18 protein-coding genes are annotated in these 17,699 nt (G+C 70.1%); 14 read left to right on the top strand and 4 right to left on the bottom strand.

What is annotated here, in order from left to right; all coding sequences use genetic code 11:
- Positions 1–9: 9 nt before the first annotated feature.
- Positions 10–531 (top strand): amino-acid N-acetyltransferase, encoded by a 522-nt coding sequence (locus N1031_RS17705; protein WP_259481126.1) that lies wholly within the window; start codon positions 10–12, stop codon positions 529–531.
- Positions 528–743: a hypothetical protein gene (locus tag N1031_RS17700; protein WP_259481124.1), complete on the top strand. Its 216-nt coding sequence runs from the start codon at positions 528–530 to the stop codon at positions 741–743. The genes N1031_RS17705 and N1031_RS17700 overlap by 4 nt, the downstream gene beginning before the upstream one ends.
- A 21-nt stretch (positions 744–764) precedes the next feature.
- Here the strand turns inward: N1031_RS17700 and N1031_RS17695 are convergent, their stop codons facing one another.
- On the bottom strand, positions 765–935 hold the full coding sequence (locus N1031_RS17695; RefSeq protein ID WP_259481121.1) for a hypothetical protein: 171 nt from the start codon (positions 933–935) through the stop codon (positions 765–767).
- Between the two features lie 55 nt (positions 936–990).
- On the opposite strand from N1031_RS17695, the gene N1031_RS17690 reads away from it, so the two are divergent.
- The 11 genes from N1031_RS17690 to N1031_RS17640 all read left to right on the top strand — a co-directional run bounded on the left by N1031_RS17690 (position 991) and on the right by N1031_RS17640 (position 12,141).
- Positions 991–1,554, top strand: a complete 564-nt coding sequence (locus N1031_RS17690) for an 8-oxo-dGTP diphosphatase (RefSeq protein WP_259481118.1) — start codon at positions 991–993, stop codon at positions 1,552–1,554.
- A gap of 74 nt (positions 1,555–1,628) precedes the next feature.
- Positions 1,629–3,041: an NtaA/DmoA family FMN-dependent monooxygenase gene (locus N1031_RS17685; protein WP_259481117.1), complete on the top strand. Its 1,413-nt coding sequence runs from the start codon at positions 1,629–1,631 to the stop codon at positions 3,039–3,041.
- A complete protein-coding gene (locus N1031_RS17680) occupies positions 3,038–3,748 on the top strand; it encodes a TenA family protein (RefSeq protein WP_259481115.1) in 711 nt (236 codons plus the stop codon). Before N1031_RS17685 ends, N1031_RS17680 begins: the two co-directional genes overlap by 4 nt.
- Before the next feature lie 16 nt (positions 3,749–3,764).
- Complete coding sequence (locus N1031_RS17675) at positions 3,765–4,817, top strand: amidohydrolase family protein (RefSeq protein ID WP_259481113.1); 1,053 nt, start codon at positions 3,765–3,767, stop codon at positions 4,815–4,817.
- Positions 4,814–6,190, top strand: coding sequence for a GMC family oxidoreductase (locus N1031_RS17670; protein WP_259481112.1), 1,377 nt, complete (start codon positions 4,814–4,816; stop codon positions 6,188–6,190). Before N1031_RS17675 ends, N1031_RS17670 begins: the two co-directional genes overlap by 4 nt.
- Positions 6,191–6,342: 152 nt before the next feature.
- A complete protein-coding gene (locus N1031_RS17665) occupies positions 6,343–7,668 on the top strand; it encodes an amidohydrolase family protein (protein WP_259481110.1) in 1,326 nt (441 codons plus the stop codon).
- A gap of 104 nt (positions 7,669–7,772) precedes the next feature.
- The gene (locus N1031_RS17660; RefSeq protein WP_259481108.1) at positions 7,773–8,816 is read left to right on the top strand and encodes an ABC transporter substrate-binding protein; all 1,044 of its coding nucleotides are present in this window, start codon (positions 7,773–7,775) and stop codon (positions 8,814–8,816) included.
- A gap of 5 nt (positions 8,817–8,821) precedes the next feature.
- Positions 8,822–9,466, top strand: a complete 645-nt coding sequence (locus N1031_RS17655) for a TenA family protein (RefSeq protein WP_259481107.1) — start codon at positions 8,822–8,824, stop codon at positions 9,464–9,466.
- Positions 9,463–10,260 (top strand): ABC transporter permease, encoded by a 798-nt coding sequence (locus N1031_RS17650; protein WP_259481105.1) that lies wholly within the window; start codon positions 9,463–9,465, stop codon positions 10,258–10,260. The genes N1031_RS17655 and N1031_RS17650 overlap by 4 nt, the downstream gene beginning before the upstream one ends.
- Position 10,261: 1 nt before the next feature.
- Positions 10,262–11,065 carry an ABC transporter ATP-binding protein gene (locus tag N1031_RS17645; protein ID WP_259481104.1) on the top strand — a complete coding sequence of 268 codons (804 nt, stop codon included), beginning with the start codon at positions 10,262–10,264 and terminating at the stop codon, positions 11,063–11,065.
- Positions 11,062–12,141: an LLM class flavin-dependent oxidoreductase gene (locus N1031_RS17640; RefSeq protein WP_259481102.1), complete on the top strand. Its 1,080-nt coding sequence runs from the start codon at positions 11,062–11,064 to the stop codon at positions 12,139–12,141. Before N1031_RS17645 ends, N1031_RS17640 begins: the two co-directional genes overlap by 4 nt.
- Before the next feature lie 42 nt (positions 12,142–12,183).
- On the opposite strand, the gene N1031_RS17635 is transcribed toward N1031_RS17640, so the two are convergent.
- Positions 12,184–13,500 (bottom strand): NtaA/DmoA family FMN-dependent monooxygenase, encoded by a 1,317-nt coding sequence (locus tag N1031_RS17635; RefSeq protein WP_259481101.1) that lies wholly within the window; start codon positions 13,498–13,500, stop codon positions 12,184–12,186.
- A 90-nt stretch (positions 13,501–13,590) separates the two neighbouring features.
- Positions 13,591–15,354, bottom strand: coding sequence for a hypothetical protein (locus N1031_RS17630; protein ID WP_259481099.1), 1,764 nt, complete (start codon positions 15,352–15,354; stop codon positions 13,591–13,593).
- 69 nt (positions 15,355–15,423) lie between these two features.
- Here N1031_RS17630 and N1031_RS17625 point away from each other — a divergent pair, with 69 nt between their 5' ends.
- Positions 15,424–16,983: a hypothetical protein gene (locus N1031_RS17625; protein WP_259481098.1), complete on the top strand. Its 1,560-nt coding sequence runs from the start codon at positions 15,424–15,426 to the stop codon at positions 16,981–16,983.
- Between the two features lie 21 nt (positions 16,984–17,004).
- Here the strand turns inward: N1031_RS17625 and N1031_RS17620 are convergent, their stop codons facing one another.
- Positions 17,005–17,667: a GntR family transcriptional regulator gene (locus N1031_RS17620; protein ID WP_259481097.1), complete on the bottom strand. Its 663-nt coding sequence runs from the start codon at positions 17,665–17,667 to the stop codon at positions 17,005–17,007.
- Positions 17,668–17,699: the final 32 nt, after the last annotated feature.

The raw sequence follows: 17,699 nt of genomic DNA, 5'->3' as shown, positions 1-17,699 counted from the left end.
GATTGTGCGATGAGTTCGAGCAAGACGACCGCCGTGACCGTGCGGCGGGCGCGCACCAGTGACGTCCCGTGGATCCAGAGCCTCGTGGAGCCCCTGGTGCAGCGACGAATCCTGCTCGGCAAGGACGCCGTGGTGTTCTACGAGGCGGTGCAGGAGTTCCGCATCGCCGAAGACTCCGAGGGCACGCCCATCGGCTGCGGCGCCCTGCACGTGTTCTGGGAGGACCTCGGCGAGGTGCGCACTCTCGCCGTGCACGACGACTGGCTCGGCCAGGGCGTGGGCCATGCCCTGCTGCAGGCGCTCGAGGCCGATGCGCTCGAGCTCGGCCTGAGCAGGTTGTTCTGCCTCACCTTCGAGGTGCCGTTCTTCGAGCGCAACGGCTACACCGCGTCGCCCCTCTCGCTGGTCGACCCCGAGGTCTATGCCGAGCTCGTGCGCTCGCCCGACGAGGGTGTCGCCGAGTTCCTCGACCTGGCGCGCGTCAAGCCCAACACCCTCGGCAACACGCGCATGCTGAAGCACCTGCGATGAGCTTCAACGAGCGCCTGCGCCGCCGCTTCTTCGGCGAGAAGACCACGGATGCGTCGGTGCTGCCCAAGGGCAATCAGATGGGGTTCTTCGGTCGCGTCGAGCGCCCCGGCGGCTTCGACGAGCCCCCGGCCGAGCCGGTCGAGCTCGAGGGGCCGCTGCCCTGGGAGCTCGCCGCCGACCCGGACGCCCCCGAGGACCCGAGAACGCGCTAGCCCCCGGGCCGGGCGTGCGGCTCAGCCCGCGGGCGCGGGCCCGTCGGTGGGCTCGGCGTCGCCGATGAGCTCGCGGATCTCCTCTTCGACCTGGTGGTCGAAGGAGTCCTGCTGCTCGTCTTCGTCGACCTCGGGGTGCTGACCGTTGTGCTCGAACGACTCGGGGGTCGGGGGATCGATGAAGGTGCTCATGGCTCGAGGGTACGCCCGAAACATCCCGAACACATCCGGCGGCTATCATCCACACGTGTCCCCGGTCTCCCCCTATCAGGTGTGCGTGGTGTTCCTCACACGCGTGGGAGACGACGGTGAGCCCGAGGTGCTGCTGGGGCGCAAGAAGACGGGCCTCGGCTCGGGCAACGTGGTCGGCCTCGGCGGCAAGATCGAGGCGGGGGAGACCGCGGTCGAAGCCGCCGTGCGGGAGGTGTTCGAGGAGTCGAGCCTCGTCGTGGAGGCGGCTGACCTCACCGAGATGGGTCTGGTGAAGTTCGCCTTCCCCTATCGCGAGAACTGGAGCCAGGACTCCACGGTCTTCGTGGGAACCCGCTGGCGGGGCGAACCGCAGGAGTCCGACGAGGTGAACCCCGCCTGGTACCGCATCGACGCTCTGCCGCTCGGCGACATGTGGGACGACGCGAAGTACTGGCTGCCGGCCGTGCTCGCCGGGGAGCGCGTGCTCGGCGACTTCACCTTCGGCGAGGACTGCGCGACGGTCTCGTGGCACGAACTGCACGATCCCGCGTACCACCCCGAGTTCGGCGTCGCGCACGACGCCGGCCACGACCCGCGGGTACACACGCCGGAAACATGACCGTGACATCGTCGTAATCGAGATATTAGATCCTAGATCTCAAGAGGGTCACTCGAGACGGACGGCGGTGCGAGATGGTCGAGCGAGACACACGCGACGCGCGGGGCGCCCGTGACGCGCGGGCTGCAGGCGGCGAGCAGCCGAGCGGCGAGCGGATGCTGCACCTCAACCTCTTCATGCGCCTCTACGGTCACCATCCCGCCGCCTGGCAGCGCGAGTCGGCCACCCGCGAGAGCGCCTTCGACCCCGACACCTTCGTGGGCTTCGCGCAGAGCTGCGAGCGCGGCCTGTTCGACGCCGTCTTCCTCGCCGACGCCCACCTCGCCACCTTCGGCGCCCTGCACAACAGCGCCGCCGCCCTGTTCGAGCCGCTCACCCTGCTCTCCTACATCGCCGCCAAGACCGAGCGCATCGGCCTCATCGGCACCCTCTCCGCCTCCTTCCACGACCCCTTCAACGCCGCGCGCTCGCTCGCCTCGCTCGACCTCATCAGCCGAGGCCGCGCCGGGGTGAACCTCGTCACCTCGCAGAGCGACGCCGAGGCGCCGCTGCACGGGATGCCCGCCCTTCTGCCCCCGGCCGGCCGCTACGCCCGCGCGCAGGAGTTCGCCGAGGTGATGCTCGAGCTCTGGCAGAGCTACCCACACACCGCGCTCGCCATGGACAAGGTGGGCGGCGACTTCATCGCGCCCGGGGAGTTCCGGCCGGTGAGCCACCACGGCGACAGCTTCGACGTGGACGGGGTGCTCAACATCCCCGCGAGCCCGCAGGGCCGCCCGGTGCTGGTGCAGGCGGGCGCCTCGCCGCAGGGCCGCGACCTCGCGGCGCGCTACGCCGAGGCCATCTACGGCATCGGCTCGACCCTCGCCGACGCCCGCGACTACTACGAGGACATCAAGCGCCGCACCCGCGCCCACGGCCGCGACGAGAGCGAGATCGTGGTGCTGCCCGGTGTCGTGACGGTGATCGGCGAGACGCTCGCCGAGGCGCAGGACAAGAAGCGCCACCTCGACTCGCTCAAGTCGCTCGACCGTCAGCTCGAGGTGCTCGGCGGCTACATCGGCATGGACTGCTCGGCTCTCGACCGGAACGACCCGATGCCCGAGCTGCCCCCGCTCGACGACTTCCCGGGCCCGAAGGGACGCTACGTGATGATGCAGACCCTCTCCACCGCCGACGACGGCGGCCGGGTGGCGGTGGGTACCATGCTCGAGCGCATCTCGGCCGGCGGCGGCCACTTCACGAGCGTCGGCACGCCGTCGATGATCGCCGACGAGCTGGCGACCTGGTTCCACGGCCGGGCGGCCGACGGCTTCAACGTGAACGCCAGCACCCTGCCCGAGGGCATCGACGAGTTCGTCGACCTCGTGGTGCCCGAGCTGCAGGAGCGCGGCATCTTCCGCACCGCCTACGAGGGCTCCACCCTGCGCGGCCACTTCGGCCAGCGCCGCCACTCTCCCGCCGCACCGACCGAGGCCGCCGCATGACCACACCCACCGCCGCCCCCACGGCCGCCGCCCCCGCGACCACCGCCGAGCTCCGCGCATCCGTCGGCCCCCTCTGGCAGGCCCTCCTCGAGCACCCCTTCCCCGCGGGCCTCGCCGACGCCTCCCTCCCGCTCGAGCGCTTCCGCTACTACGTCACCCAGAACCTGCTCTACCTGCCCGACTACGCGCGCATGCTCGCAGTGGGCGCCTCCCGGTCCCAGAACGGCGTCGTGCTGGAGGAGTACACCGACGCGCTCGTCAACATCGTGAAGGTCGAGATCCCGCAGAACGAGCGGATGCTCGCGGGCGTCGTGGAGCTCGCGGGCGCGGTTCCGGCCCGAGACGGCGTGCGCGCCCCCGCCACCGTGGCCTACACCTCGTGGCTGCTCTCGATCGCGGCGAACGGCGACGCGAACGACATCGCGGCCGCCCTGCTGCCCTGCGCGTGGAGCTACGGCGAGATCGCCCGCGGCCTCGTCGACGGCGCGGTCGCGCATCCGGTCTACAGCGGCTGGCTCGCCTTCTTCGCCAGCGGCGACTACGCCGCCGTCGTGACCACCCTCCGCGAGTCGTTCGACCGTGAGCTCGCCGGCATGCCGGAGGCCGCGCGCCGCCGCGCCGCCGAGATCTTCCTCACCGGGTGCCGCCTGGAGCGGCAGTTCTGGGATCAGGGCTTCTCCGGCGCCACCTGGTCAGACCTCAGCTAGAGAAAGAGCACCACCCATGACCCTGCAGATCGACGCCCACACCCACATCCTCTCGATGGGCACCGACGCGGCCTTCACCAAGCGCTACGGCCGCGAGGGCTCGCTCACCATCTACCGCGCCGAGGGCAAGCTCCCGAGCCACCGCTGCCCGGTCGACCACGAGTGGGAGGAGATCGAGGCCGCCGAGGGCAAGGACGGCTTCGGCGTGGTGGGCCCGCACGAGAGCGTCGCCGCGCATCCGGGTTTCGACAAGATCGTGGCGCTGGCCGTGAGCCCGCAGTACCTCGAGGGCCGCCTCATGGGCACGGTCGACGTGCTCGGTCAGACCGACGTGGCGGGCGAGCAGCACCCCGAGCGCTGCAACGAGTACATCGCCGGATGCGTGCGGGCCGAACCCGAGAAGATCATCGGCTTCGCCTCGGTGAACCCCGCCTACCGGGGTGTGAAGGCCGCCGTCGACGAGCTGGCCCGCGCCGTGCAGGAGGACGGGCTGAAGGGCGTGAAGCTCTACCCGATGTACCAGCACTGGTCGCCGGTCGACCGTGACCTCGCCTTTCCGGTGCTCGCCGCGGCGCGCGACCTCGGCATCCCGGTCATGATCCACCAGGCGGGATCCACCCGCATCGACGCGAAGATGGAGTACGGCCGCCCGGCGCTGCTCGACGACATCGGCCGCAACTTCCGCGACCTCAAGGTCATCATCGCGCACTGCGGCATCCCGTGGATCGACGAGGCGATGTTCATGCTCACCAAGCACCCGAACTTCTACACCGAGATCAGCTACCACATCGCCACCGTCACGCGGCGCGATCTCTTCCTCTACCTGCACCGTGCGGAGCCCTTCTTCGTGCCGCTGGAGAAGATCATGTTCGGCACCGACTTCCCCGGCTTCCTCTACGACCCGATCGCGCTGCGTGAGAAGCTGCTCACGGTGAACGAGGAGGCGGCCGCGCTAGGGCTCGACCCCCTCCCGCAGTCCAAGCTCGACGGGGTGATGGGCGGCAACTTCGCGAAGCTGATCGGGCTCGACCCCGAAGACGGCTTGACGAATGCGAAGGCCGCGGCATGAAGATCGTGATCGCGGGCGGCGGCAACGGCGGCCTGCTCGCCGCGCACCGGCTGGCCGACCTCGCCGAGGTGACGCTGATCGAGGCAGGTGCCGACCCCGGAGACCCGGTTCCGCACAACTTCTTGTACGAGCACCACTTCCCCGAGGCCGACTGGGACTACACCGACCTCGACTCGGGCAACCACCTCGTGCGCGGCAAGGTGCTCGGCGGCGGGTCGAGCGTGAACGCGGCCGCCGGCTCGCGCGGACAGCCGAGTGGCTTCGAAGCCTGGGGCGAGGGCTGGCAGTGGGACGACCTGCTGCCCGGCCTCCGCGCCATCGAGACCGACGAGCAGTTCGGCCACCGGCCCTACCACGGTGACTCGGGGCCCATCCGGGTCACCCGTCTGAGCCAGGGCCCGCTCGACGAGGCGTTCGCCGCGGCCTCCCGCGCGGCGGGGCACCCCGACTGCGCCGACCACAACGCGCCGGGCACCCAGGGCGTCGGCCCGTGGCCGACCAACCGCGTCGACGAGGGTCGCTGGGGCGCGCTCGCCGCCGTCGCCCCGCTCGTGCGCTCCCGCGTGACGCTCCGAGACCGTACCTTGGTGCGGCGTGTGCTCATGGAGGGCGACCGCGCCGTGGGCGTCGAGATCGAGGGTCCGGGCGGGGTGGAGACCCTCGCGGCCGACCTCGTCATCGTGGCCGGCGGCGCCTACAGCACCCCCGAGCTGCTCTGGCGCTCGGGCTTCGACCTCCCGGGCATCGGTCAGGGCCTGCAAGACCACCCCTGGCTCATGATGAACGTGCTGGCGCGCGACGAGGCCGACGTGTTCGCCCGCCCGGTGAGCGGCTCGCTGCTGCGCGCCGGCGTCGCCGACGACCCCGCCGACGAGTTCCAGGTGTTCCCCTTCTCCACCTGGCTCTACGACCGCACCGCGCCGCGGGCGAGCTACAGCGTCTCGGTGGCGCTCATGCAGCCGGATGCGCGGGGCAGCATCACCCGCGGCGACGACGACCGCGGCCGCATCCGGCTCGGCCACCTCTCCACCGACAGCGACGCCGAGCGCATGGCCGTGGCGGTGCGGAAGACCGCCGAGGTGATCGACGCGATGGCCGACGAGGGCATCGTGACGGTGCCCGCCGACGCCTGGTGGAAGACCTCCGACCTGGTGCCACGCCTGCGCGAGCGGGTCGAGACCTACAACCACCCCGTAGCGTCGTGCGGCATCGACCGCGTGGTCGACCGGAGGCTGAACGTGCTCGGCACCCGAGGGCTCAAGATCATCGACGCGTCGGTGTTCCCGCGCATCCACGACGCGGGCCCCAACCTCGTGACGATGGCGGTGGGCTGGCTCGGCGGCGGCATCGTGATCGACGACGAGCGTCTCTGACCGGTCGTGTTTCGAGCGTGTTACCGCGTGTGAACACTGATCGAATCGGCTTGAAAGGGCCTTGCGCGGGCCTTAGCCTCTAAATAAGATCTTAGATCTGAAACCCGAACCACTCGGTCTCCACCGCCATCCACCACCCGAAAGGCCGCGCGATGTCCCGCATCATCATCCGCCACGGCATGGTCCTCACTCTCGACGAGGCCGGGACCTACCTCGAGGAGGGCGCGCTCGTCATCGACGGCGACCGGATCGCCTGGATCGGCCCCGACGCCGAGGCCCCGGCGGCCGGCGAGGGGGACGAAGTGATCGACGCGACCGACAAGATCGTGATGCCCGGCCTCGTCGACCTGCACTTCCACACCGCGCTCGGCAAAGGCTACAACGACCACCTCCCGCTCTGGGAGTACCTCGACGAATGCTGGTACCCGCTCATCCGGGCCCTCGACTACGACGCCGCCTACTGGGCGGCGATGGCGAGCTACACCGAGTCGATCAAGTCGGGCTGCACCACGGTCAACGACATGTACCGCAAGCTCGACGCGCTCGCCGACGCCGCCGAGGTCGTGGGCATCCGCGCGGTGCTCTCCAACGACATCGCGCTCGACGAGTACAACCTCGACACGCTGCAGGACAACGTCGACGCCTTCCACCGCAGCCACGGCGCGAACAACGGACTCATCCAGGTGCGCTTCGGCATCGAGTGGCTGCCGCTGGCCTCGCCCGAGCTGCTGCGCGACACCCGGGCGCTCGCCGACGAGCTCGGCATCGGCATCCACATCCACCTCAACGAGTCGATGTCGGAGGTGGAGAACAGCCTGGAGCGCTTCGGCAAGCGGCCCACCGAGCTCGCTTACGAGACCGGCTTCCTCGGCCCCGACGTGGTCGCCGCGCACTGCGTGCACCTCAACGACGACGAGATCCGCATGATGGCCGAGACCGGCACCCACATCTCGCACAACCCCTCGTCGAACGCCAAGCTCGGCAACGGCATCGCCCGGGTGCCCGAGATGCTCGCCGCCGGAATCAACGTGGGCCTCGGGCACGACGCCGTGGAGTGCAACAACTCCGCCGACATGTTCGAGGTCATGAAGTACTCCTCGCTGGTGCACCGCGCCCAGCGGCAGGACGCCTCGCTCATGCCGGCGGCGAACGTGCTGCGCATGGCCACGAACAACGGCGCCCGCGCTCTGGGCCACGACACCGGCCGGCTGGAGGCGGGGGCGAAGGCCGACGTCATCCTGGTGGAGACGAACTCGGTCGAGTTCACCCCGATGCTGCGCGACACCCCGGTGCACATGACCAGCCACCTCGTCTTCGCGGCCAACGGCGGCATGGTCGACACCACCATCGTCGACGGCAAGGTGCTCATGCGCGGCCGCGAGCTCACCACCGTCGACGAGTCGGAGATCGTGCGGAAGGCCAACGAGGCCTTCCGCCGCACCGTCGCCCGCATGGAGGTCGTCACCCGCCCGGCGTGACGCATCCGCATCACCCTCCCCGCATCCCGAACCCGTTCCGAATCCCGATCCCCTTCCCACCGCACGGCCCCCTGCACCGCCCGACCACGAAAGAGGACCCAGCAATGATGAAGACGCGACACCTCGCGACCGGAGTGGCGCTCGTCGCCACCGCCGGCCTGCTCGCCGCCTGCTCCAGCGGCGGCTCCGCCACCGAGTCGACGGCCTCGGCCGACGGCGAGCTCACCCACGTGACCTTCGCCCTCGACTGGACGCCCAACACCAACCACACCGGCCTCTACGTCGCCCTCGAGAAGGGCTACTTCGAGGAGGCCGGGCTGGACGTGGAGATCCTGCCCTACAACGGCTCCTACCCCGAGACGCTGATCGACGCGGGCGCCGCCGACTTCGGCATCGGCTTCCAAGACGTCACCACCTTCTCGATGGCCGCCGGCGCCGACGTGCAGGCGATCATGGCCCCCATCCAGACCTGGGTCACCGCCATCGGCATGCGCGCCGACGACGACAGCATCCAGTCGCCGAAAGACCTCGACGGCCTCACCTACGCCGGCTTCGGCAGCCCCTCCGAGGTGCCGACGCTCCAGGCGGTCATCAAGGCCGACGGCGGCACCGGCGAGTTCGAGAACGTCACCCTCGGCACGAGCGCCTACGAGGCGCTCTACTCCGGAGACGTCGACTTCACCATCCCGTTCGAGACCTGGGAGGGCATCGAGGCGGAGCTCAACGGCACCCCGATGAAGTACTTCCAGTTCACCGACTACGGCTTCCCCGACAACTACGGCCTGCTCGTGCTCGGCAACAAGACCTGGATGGGCGAGAACCCCGAGACCACCAAGGCCTTCACCCAGGCGCTCGCCAAGGGCTACGAGGACGCCATCGCCGACCCCGACGGCTCGGCCGCCATCCTCATGGAGGCCAACCCCGACGTGCTCACCGAGGAGGAGCTCGTGACCAAGAGCCAGGAGCTGCTCTCGAGCGACTTCATGCTCGACGAGAACGGCGAGTTCGGCCTCATGACCGACGAGCAGTGGGCCGGCCTCGGCGAGTTCTACCTCGAGTCGGGCCTGCTCGCCGACGTCGACGGCAACACCCTCACCGAGGCGCCGGACTGGTCGTCGTTCTACACCAACGAGTACCTCACCGACTGATCACCATGACAGACAGCCCAGCCCCCACGCTCTCTGCCGGCCTCTCCGCGACCATCGCGGAGGGCGTGGCGGGCTGGGCCGATCTGCCGATCCTCGCCGGCATCCGCTCCGGCACGCTCGACACCGCGGTGTTCCGCCACTACCTCGAGCAGGACTACCTCTACCTCAAAGCCTACGCCCGGCACTACAGCCGGCTGGCCGCGAACTCCACCGACGACGAGACCCTGGAGTACTTCGTCGCCCTCGCCCACGGCGTGGTGACGGTGGAGCTCGACCACCACAAACGGGCCGCCGAGCCCTTCGGCTGCGACTTCGCGTCGGTGCGGCCCTCCCGCGAGACCCTCGACTACCTCGCGTTCTACGACTCCTTCCACGCCGACGCGGCCGGGATGCTCGTGGCGATGCTGCCGTGCATCCAGGGCTACGGGCTCGCCCTCGACTCGCTGCGGGAGGCCGCATCCGGCCCCTACCGCGACTGGATCGACATCTACACCGGCGCCGACTACGCCGCCCTGGTCGACCGCCACCTCGCCATGATCGACACCGCGCCGCTCACCGTGGAGCGCGCGCACTCGATCGTGGGCGACGCCCTCGAACTCGAACGACGATTCTGGAACCAACACCCCGAGACCGTGGAGGCATCGACGTGAAGACCAAGCGCATGACGCGAGGCGGATTCTGGGGGACGGTGATCCCCCCGGTCGCGATCGTGCTGGTGCTGCTCGTGGGCTGGGAGCTCGCGGTGACCCTCACCGGCATGCGGCCGCAGGTGCTGCCGGCGCCCTCGCGGGTGTTCGTGGAGGGCTTCGAGCGCGCGGACATCATCTGGGGCCACACGCTGGCCACCCTGCAGGTGACGCTCATCGGTTTCGCCTTCTCGCTGATCGTGGCGTGGGCGATCGCCATCGCGATCGACTTCTCCGGGGTGCTGCGCCGCGGCCTCATGCCGCTGCTGGTGGCCTCGCAGACCATCCCGATCATCGCCATCGCCCCGCTCATGATCATCTGGTTCGGCTTCGGGCTGCTGCCGAAGATCCTGGTGGTGGCCCTCGTCACCTTCTTCCCGATCGTGGTGGGGCTCATCGAGGGCTTCAACAAGGCCGACCGCGAGACCAGCAACCTGCTGCGCAGCATGGGGGCGGGGCGCTGGAAGGAGTTCGTCTACGTACGGCTCCCTTCGGCCATGCCCTCGTTCTTCACCGCACTCCGCATCTCCATCACCTACGCGGTGGTCGGCGCCATCTTCGCGGAGTACGTGGGCGCCCAGCAGGGCCTCGGCATCTTCATGAGCACCCAGAAGAACGCCTTCCGCACCGACCTGGTGCTCGCGGCCGTCGCGGTGACGGCGGTGCTGAGCATCAGCCTCTACCTTCTGACCTTCCTCATCGAGCGAGTGGTCATCCCCTGGAGCTTCAAAGAGAGGAAGGCGCGCGGTGCACGCTGAGATGACTCCCAAGATCGAGCTGGTCGGCCTCGACAAGCAGTTCGCCCTCGGCGGCGGCGAGACGCGCGAGGTCGTGCGCGACGTGTCGTTCTCGGTGAAGCCGGGCGAGTTCGTCTCGGTCATCGGGCCCTCCGGATGCGGCAAGAGCACGATGTTCAACATCATCGCCGGGCTCGAACTCCCCACCGAGGGCGAGGTGAAGGTCGACGGCGCCGTGGTGAACGGGCAGCGCGAGCACTTCGCCTACATGCCGCAGAAGGACCTGCTCTTCCCGTGGCGCACCATCGCCGAGAACGGGGCCCTGGGCCTCGAGGTGCAGGGCGTGCCCAAGAAGAAGGCGGTCGAGCGCGCGAAGTCGTTCTTCTCCACCTTCGGGCTCGCGGGCTACGAGAACGCCCACCCGTACGAGCTCTCGGGCGGGATGCGCCAGCGCGCCGCCCTGCTGCGCACGGTCGTGCAGGGCCGCGAGATCCTGCTGCTCGACGAGCCGTTCGGCGCGCTCGACTCGCTCACCAGGATCGAGATGCAGAACTGGCTGCAGGGCGTGTGGTCGGAGTACTCGTGGACGGCGGTGCTCATCACCCACGACATCCGCGAGGCCGTGTACCTCTCGGACCGCGTGATCGTGCTCACCGCGCGTCCCGCATCCGTGCGTCTCGAGCTCGAGATCGACCTCCCCCGGCCGCGCGAGCTGGGGATCGTGACCTCGCCGGAGTTCGCGGCGTACGAGGAGCAGCTCATCGAGGTGCTGCACGAGGAGTCGCGCAAGGCATTCGCCCAGCAGAACGGAGCAGAGAAGCGATGAAGGACATCGAGTACGGCATCTTCATGCCGGTGGGCAGCGGCGGCTGGATCCCGTCGGCGAACATCCCCGAGCTCGACGGCAGCTACGAGTACAACCTCGAGGTGGCGCGGCTGTCGGAGCGCTTCGGCTTCGACTTCACGCTCTCGCAGGCGGTGTGGCGCGGCTACGGCGGCCCCTCGAAGCACTTCGACGTGAACCTCGAGTCGCTCGTCACGGGCGCGGGCCTCGCCCAGGCCACGCAGGACATCGGGGTGTGGTCGACGGTGAACACCGCGATGATGCACCCGGCGATCGTGGCGAAGATGGTGGCCACGCAGAGCCAGATCTCCAACGGGCGCACCGGCCTCAACATCGTGGCCGGCGGCAACCGGGTCTCCGAGACGCAGATGGGCCTCGGCCGCGACCTCGACAGCTCGGTCAAGTACCGCCGCGCCACCGAGTGGGTCGAGGTGGTGAAGGCGCTGTGGACCGAGAAGACGGTCGACTACGACGGCGAGTTCTTCCAGCTCGAGGACTGCCAGTCCGACCCGAAGCCGGTCGGCGGCATCCCCCAGATGATCTGCGCGGCCACCAGCGACACCGGCATGGCCTTCGTGGCCAAGCACCTCGACGGCGTGCTGTTCGAGGGCACCTCGCGCGACTCGGTGGTGAGCACCGCGCTGCGCGCGCGCCGCATCTCGCAGGAGAACGGCGACAACCTCAAGACCTACTGCGTGTTCATGATCATCCCGGGCGAGACCGACGCCGACGCCCAGAAGCGCATCGACTACTACAACGAGGGCCGCGACCTCATCGCGCTCGGCAACATGGCGCGCGAGTGGGGCGCCGTGTCGCACGACGCCACCGCCCTGAACCCCGACAACGAGGGGTGGGCGGATGCGACGGCCATCTCCACGGGCACCGTGGCGGGCTCGCCCGAGACCATCGCCGAGCAGCTGGCCGACATGATCGACACCGGAGACATCGACGGGGCGGTGTTCATCATGCCCGACTTCGTCGACGACCTCACGGTGCTCGGCGAGCAGATCGTGCCGCTGCTGGTGAAGGACGGCTTCGGCCGCGTCGCCGCGGCCTGAGACGCGTCCCGCCGCGGCGACGCCGTCGCGGCGGGACCGGAGTCAGAAGGCGAGCAGGTTCTCGCGCAGGGTGGTGCCCGTGTACTCGGTGCGCACCCGGCCGCGGCGCTGCAGGGCCGGCACCAGCGCATCCGTGATGGTGGTGACGAACCATCGGCTGGGCTGGAAGCCGGGCGCCTCGATGAGGTAGCCGTCGCCTCCCACCTCGTCCATCACCGCACACATCTCCTCGGCCACGGTCTCGGCCGAGCCGATGAGGTCGACGCTGTCGCTCGAGAAGCCCATCTCCACGATGCACTCGCGCAGGGTCTTGCCGCTGCCCCACTGGGCGAGGCGCTCCAGGATGCCCTGGCTGCCCTCGGTGTGGATGCGCGGGAGGGGCTGGTCGAGGTCGTAGACCGAGAGGTCGTGGCCCGTCCAGCCCGACATGCGCGCCAGGATGTCGAGCTGCGAGCGCTTGGTGGCCAGGATGTCGCGGTAGAGCGCCTCGGCCTCCGAGTCGGTGCGGCCCACGATCGGGGTGACCAGGTACATCACCTTGCAGCTGTCGGGGTGGCGGCCCGCGAGCTCGAGCCGGCGGCGCATGTCGTCGCGGAAGGCCCTCATGGCCTCGGGTCCGCGCTCGGTGGCCACGATGCACTCCGCGTGCGCGGCGGCGAAGTCGCGCCCGGCCTCGGAGGAGCCGGCCTGGATGAGCACCGGCCGGCCCTGGGGCGAGCGCACGGTGTTGAGCGGGCCGCGGGAGGCGAAGTGCTCGCCGCGGTAGTTGATCTCGTGCACCTGCGCAGGGTCGGCGTAGACGCCGGTGGCGTGGTCGCGCACGACGGCGGTGGGTGACCAGGAGTCCCAGAGCCCTTTCGCGATCGTGACGGTCTCGTGCGCGATGGCGTAGCGCTCGTCGTGGCCGGGGTAGCTCTCCACCCCGAAGTTCTCGGCGATGCCCGCGCCGGCGGTGGTGACGAGGTTCCAGCCGAAGCGCCCGCCCGTCATGGAGTCGATGGTGGAGGCCAGGCGGGCTACGGAGTAGGGGCGGTTCCAGGTGGTCGACATGGTGGCCGCGACGCCGAGGTGCCTGGTGTGCGAGCCGATGACGGCGGTGAGCGGCACGGGGTCGTGCTTGGGGGCCACGAAGGCGTTCTCGAGGTAGACGTCACGCGAGCCGCCGAAGCTGTCGGGCACCGCGATGGCGTCTTCGAACAGGATGAAGTCGAACTTCGCGCGCTCCAGGTCGCGGGCGATGTCGACGTAGAAGTCGCCCGTCCAGAAGTCGCCGCCGCCCGAGGCGAGTGGGCCGTTCCACTCGTCGGGGGCGAACGCGGTGAAGAAGCCGAGGTGGAACGGTGAAGCCGAGGCCGCCATGGCGCGCTCCCTAGTTTCGGATACCTGATCTGATATCTCAAACGCTAGGGCACGCGTGTTTCGCCCGCGTTTCGGTGCGGGAAACGCCCGTCAGCAGCTCGGCGGCTTCACATCGCCCTTGGGCGCGACGCCCTGGATCTCGCCCCACGCGTATCCGCTCACCGCCTCGCCGTCGATGGTCCCCGAGTAGTCGAAGAGTCCCTCGTAGGCCGAGCGGTGGAGCACGTCGAGCTCCTGATTCTGCGCCGTGGCGGTGAAGACGAGGTCGGCGGCGGGGCGGGTGGCCGAGGCCTCGAGCTGCACGTGGTACTGGAGGTCGTAGACGTAGCAGCTGGTCGGGGAGGTCCACGACTTCGACTTGTCGGGGGTGACCGTGATGGCACCCTGGGGCCAGTTGTCGGTGGGTGCGAGCGTGCCGTTCGCCGACTGGGTGGAGCCCGCGCCGCCGCGCATCGCGTAGTAGAGGCGGCCCACCTCGGGCTGCTCGGTCACGGCGATGAGCATGCCCTGGAGGGTGTCGGGCAGCATCACCGAGAACTCCGTCCAGCTGTAGCCGTTCTTCAGCAGGTAGACGGCGGAGTCGTTGTAGGTCTCGGTGAGGTTGTCGAAGAACAGCAGGCCGTCGGATCCATGCGCCAGGGTCTCCGTGCCGCGCTGCATCGACCACTCCTCGACCTGCACGAGCGGCATGGAGTAGTACTGCGAACCCTGCCCGGTCATCGGATCGCCGGTGGCGGCGAGGTAGGCGCCGATGTCACCGCCGAACGCGTCGGTGATCGGGCCGCGCTGGTCGGTGGTCGCGATGCTGCCGTCCGGCGTCTCGAGCGGTGAGCCGTCGAACATCCAGAGCGGGAAGAAGCCGTTCGGCCCGTAGCCCCACTGGATCATGCCCGTGGTGTCCTTCGCGCGCACGAACAAGGTGGTGGGCACGGCGTCGCTCGCGCCCGAGGCCGTGGTGGGTACGGAGACCTCGAGCTCGTACACGGCCCCCACGGCGCCGATGCTGCCCGAGACGACGCGCATCGTGATGTTCTGGGTGGGCTGACCGGTCACCTCGTGCTGCACGTCGATGCTCCACGGCTGGTAGTCGATCGACACCGGCACGCCGAGATCGGCGAGGCCGTCGATGCCGCCGATGATCGGGCCGTCGCCCTGCTCGAGCCGGTTGAAGATGAGCCCGGCCTCCTCCATGGTGAGCAGGGGCAGCTCGAGGCCGGGGATGAGCGTGTTGCCCTGGGACATGAGGGCGACGGAGTTCACGTCGCCGGCGTCGTCGACCAGGCGCCCGAAGAATTCGTACGACTGGGAGTCGTACTGGGGCAGCCCGGTCGAGAGGAAGGCGCGGAAGCCGGTGCAGTCCTCACCCTGCGGGAGGGCGGCGGTGGAGTACTCGGCGATGGCGCCGAAGGCCTCCGCCGGGATGCCCGGGTCGGTGTCGCTGGTGGGGCACGCGGCGGGCACGGCGGGCTGGGGCGGCTCGGGCGTGGGGGCCGGGGTCGGCGTGGGCGTCGGCTCGGGGGCCGGAGCGGGCGTCGGGGTGACGGAGCCGGACCCGCCGGAGGCGCCCCCTCCCGAGCCGCCCGACGCGGAGCCTCCCGACGCCGAGCCACCACCCGAGCCTGTGCCCGATCCGCCGCCGGCGTCGGCGTCGGGTGACGAGGGGGCGGCGGATGCGGTGGGAGAGGGGGTCGCCGTCGCTCGCGGTGTGGCGGTGGCCGAGGGCCGCGGGGTCGCCGTCGGGCCCGCCGCCTCGGTCTGCGTGGCGGTCGGTGACGGCTCGAGCACGCACGCGGCCAGAGCGATCGAGACGAAGACACCGAGGGCGGACAGGGACCAGAGGCGTCTCGAGTTCACGCTAGAAGTCTTCCACAGGCCTCACCCCCGCTCTTGCGCGATGAGGTTTGCTCGGGTGAGGATGGCTCAATGAGCTTCGTCGTCGACCACACCATCCGCCACGCTCTGGTCGCCGCGGGCGGCTACCGTCCACGAGGGTGGCTGCCTGTGGTGCGATTCACGGTGGGCGGACCGGTGCCGGCGGGCGCGCTGGTGGTGGTCACGGTGCGGCGGCCCGACGGTGAGCTGTGGTTCGAGGTGCGCACCCCGGTTCCTGAGACCGGGGAGGCCGGGCTGGTGGAGTGCGAGGTGCGTCCGCCCGCCGTGACGGCCGAGGGGGCGGCGGTCGAGGAGTGGACCATCGCAGGGGTGGCCGACTACACGGTGCGCGTGGTCTCGGCCCTGGAGGGGGCCGACGAACTTCTGCTGGAGGGGGCGGTGGAGGTGGAGTCCTCCGGCGAGGAGGGCCGATTCGCCCCGGCCGCGAGAACGGGCCGGGCGGCGCTGGCGCTCGATGCGCTCGACGAGCCCGACGCGCCCCGGCTCACGGTGCTGCTGGAGCTCCGGGCCGAGGGCGACCCCTTCGAATACGAGGCCCATCTCTTCTGCGAGGGTGAGCGCGTGCCGGGGCCGGCCACGGCGGTGGCGCGCTCGGTGGATACCGACACGGTCGGCGAGGTGATCTCTTACGAGCTCCTGTTCGCCTTCGATGCCGTGCGGGGGTGGAACAAGCTCGCGGCCACGGGTTGGGGTGGGGACTGGTTCCTGCTCGACCGGCGGGACGGGTCGTACGAGGTGCGGGTGCTGTGCCGGTCCGAGGTCGCGGCCGTCGTCGCGTTCTCGATCGAGAACGGTCGGCTCGTGGCGCCCGGTGGGGTCGAGCCCGATCGGTGGCTCGGCCACATTCTGGTGCTGGGCGAACCGGGCACCGCGCCGGCAGACATGGAGGCCCTGTACAGAGATCGCCGAGGGCGCGAGGAGGCGACGGCCTCCGGCTCGTCGCCGATCGATGCGGAGGCGCTCCAGGCCTACACCGATCGGGCCGAGCGCCTGCTGGCCACGTGGGAGTCCGACTTCGGTGGTCCACCTGCAGGCGGCGGCGCCCACGCCCTCGACAGCGGCCTTCGGCTCGCGGCGGAGGCGCTGGAGCGGGAGCGGGAGGGCTATCTCGACCGCCGGGCAGCACTCGCGCGCGCGGCCGACTCCACTCCGGTGCAGCTGCTCGGTGTGGGCGTCGAGCTCGGTGTCGTGCACGCACGGGTGGAACGCCTGTTCGCCGGTGCGGCGGCCGTGCTGCACGGGGCCGAACGGACGCAGAACGAGGCGCTCGCCGCCTACCGGGCAGTGCTCGGCGCCGACAAGCTCGCAATCTTCGACGAGCATCCGGCCGACGCCTTCCAATACCTCACCACCGACGGCGTGCTGCTGGAGACCCCCGAGCAGCTCGCGGCCGCCGAGTTCTGGTATTTCGAGGGCCCGCTGGATCTGGAGACGCGCGCGACCGTCGACGGCGTTTCGGTCACCGGCACGAGCGAAGGCTGGCGGGTGCTCGGCTACCGATTCGGTCTCGAGGGCGCGCTCGTGGGGCGCCACGAGGCGAGGGGTACCGGCCCGGGCGCCCCGCTCACGGCCTTTCGCTGGCCGCGGTGAGGGGCGGGCCGGTGGCACCGATCAGATGCCGAGGGCCTCGATCTGCTGGCGCTGCACCGAGCGCAGGTGCGCGCGGAGCGCCTCCTCCGCGCCGTCGGGATCGTGGGCGACCACCGCGGCGATGATGGTGCGGTGCTCGGCCAACGACCGTGCCACCGATTCGGGCGTGAGGTTCACCCGGCCGACCCGCCGCAGGTGCATGCTGAGCCGCTGACGGATCTCGTCGAGCAGAGCGTTCTTGAGCTGCTCGAACAGCACCTCGTCGAACTCGTCGAGGCTCGCCGCCCCCGCTGCGAGATCGCCCGCAGCGATCGCGCGCTCGGCGGAGTCGACCGTGGCTGCCAGCCGCTCGCCGATCTCAGGACCGGGAGCTGCCGCCGCGCGCCGCACGCACTCGCACTCGAGGATCTCGCGGGCCTCGAAGATCTCGGCGAGGTCGGCCTCGGTGTACGAGCTCGCGCGTGCACCACGGTAGGCGGCGATCTCGACCAGCCCGTCCTGCTGCAGTCGCACGAGCGCCTCGCGGATGGGGGTCTTGCTCACGCCGTAGAGCTCGGTGAGGGTGGCTTCGCGCAGGGGCTCGCCCGGCGCGAAGACCTGATCGATGAGGGCCTCGCGCAGTCGCTCGTAGACGCGGTCCTTCACCTGCAGGGGCGAGACGCGCTCGTCGCCGCTCAGAGACATGGCTGCTCCCGTGAGGTCAAGAAGGTGTGGGC

It is taken from the genome of Herbiconiux moechotypicola, assembly GCF_024979255.1.
Classification (GTDB): domain Bacteria; phylum Actinomycetota; class Actinomycetes; order Actinomycetales; family Microbacteriaceae; genus Herbiconiux; species Herbiconiux moechotypicola.
This window is presented reverse-complemented; position numbering and strand designations above follow the sequence as displayed.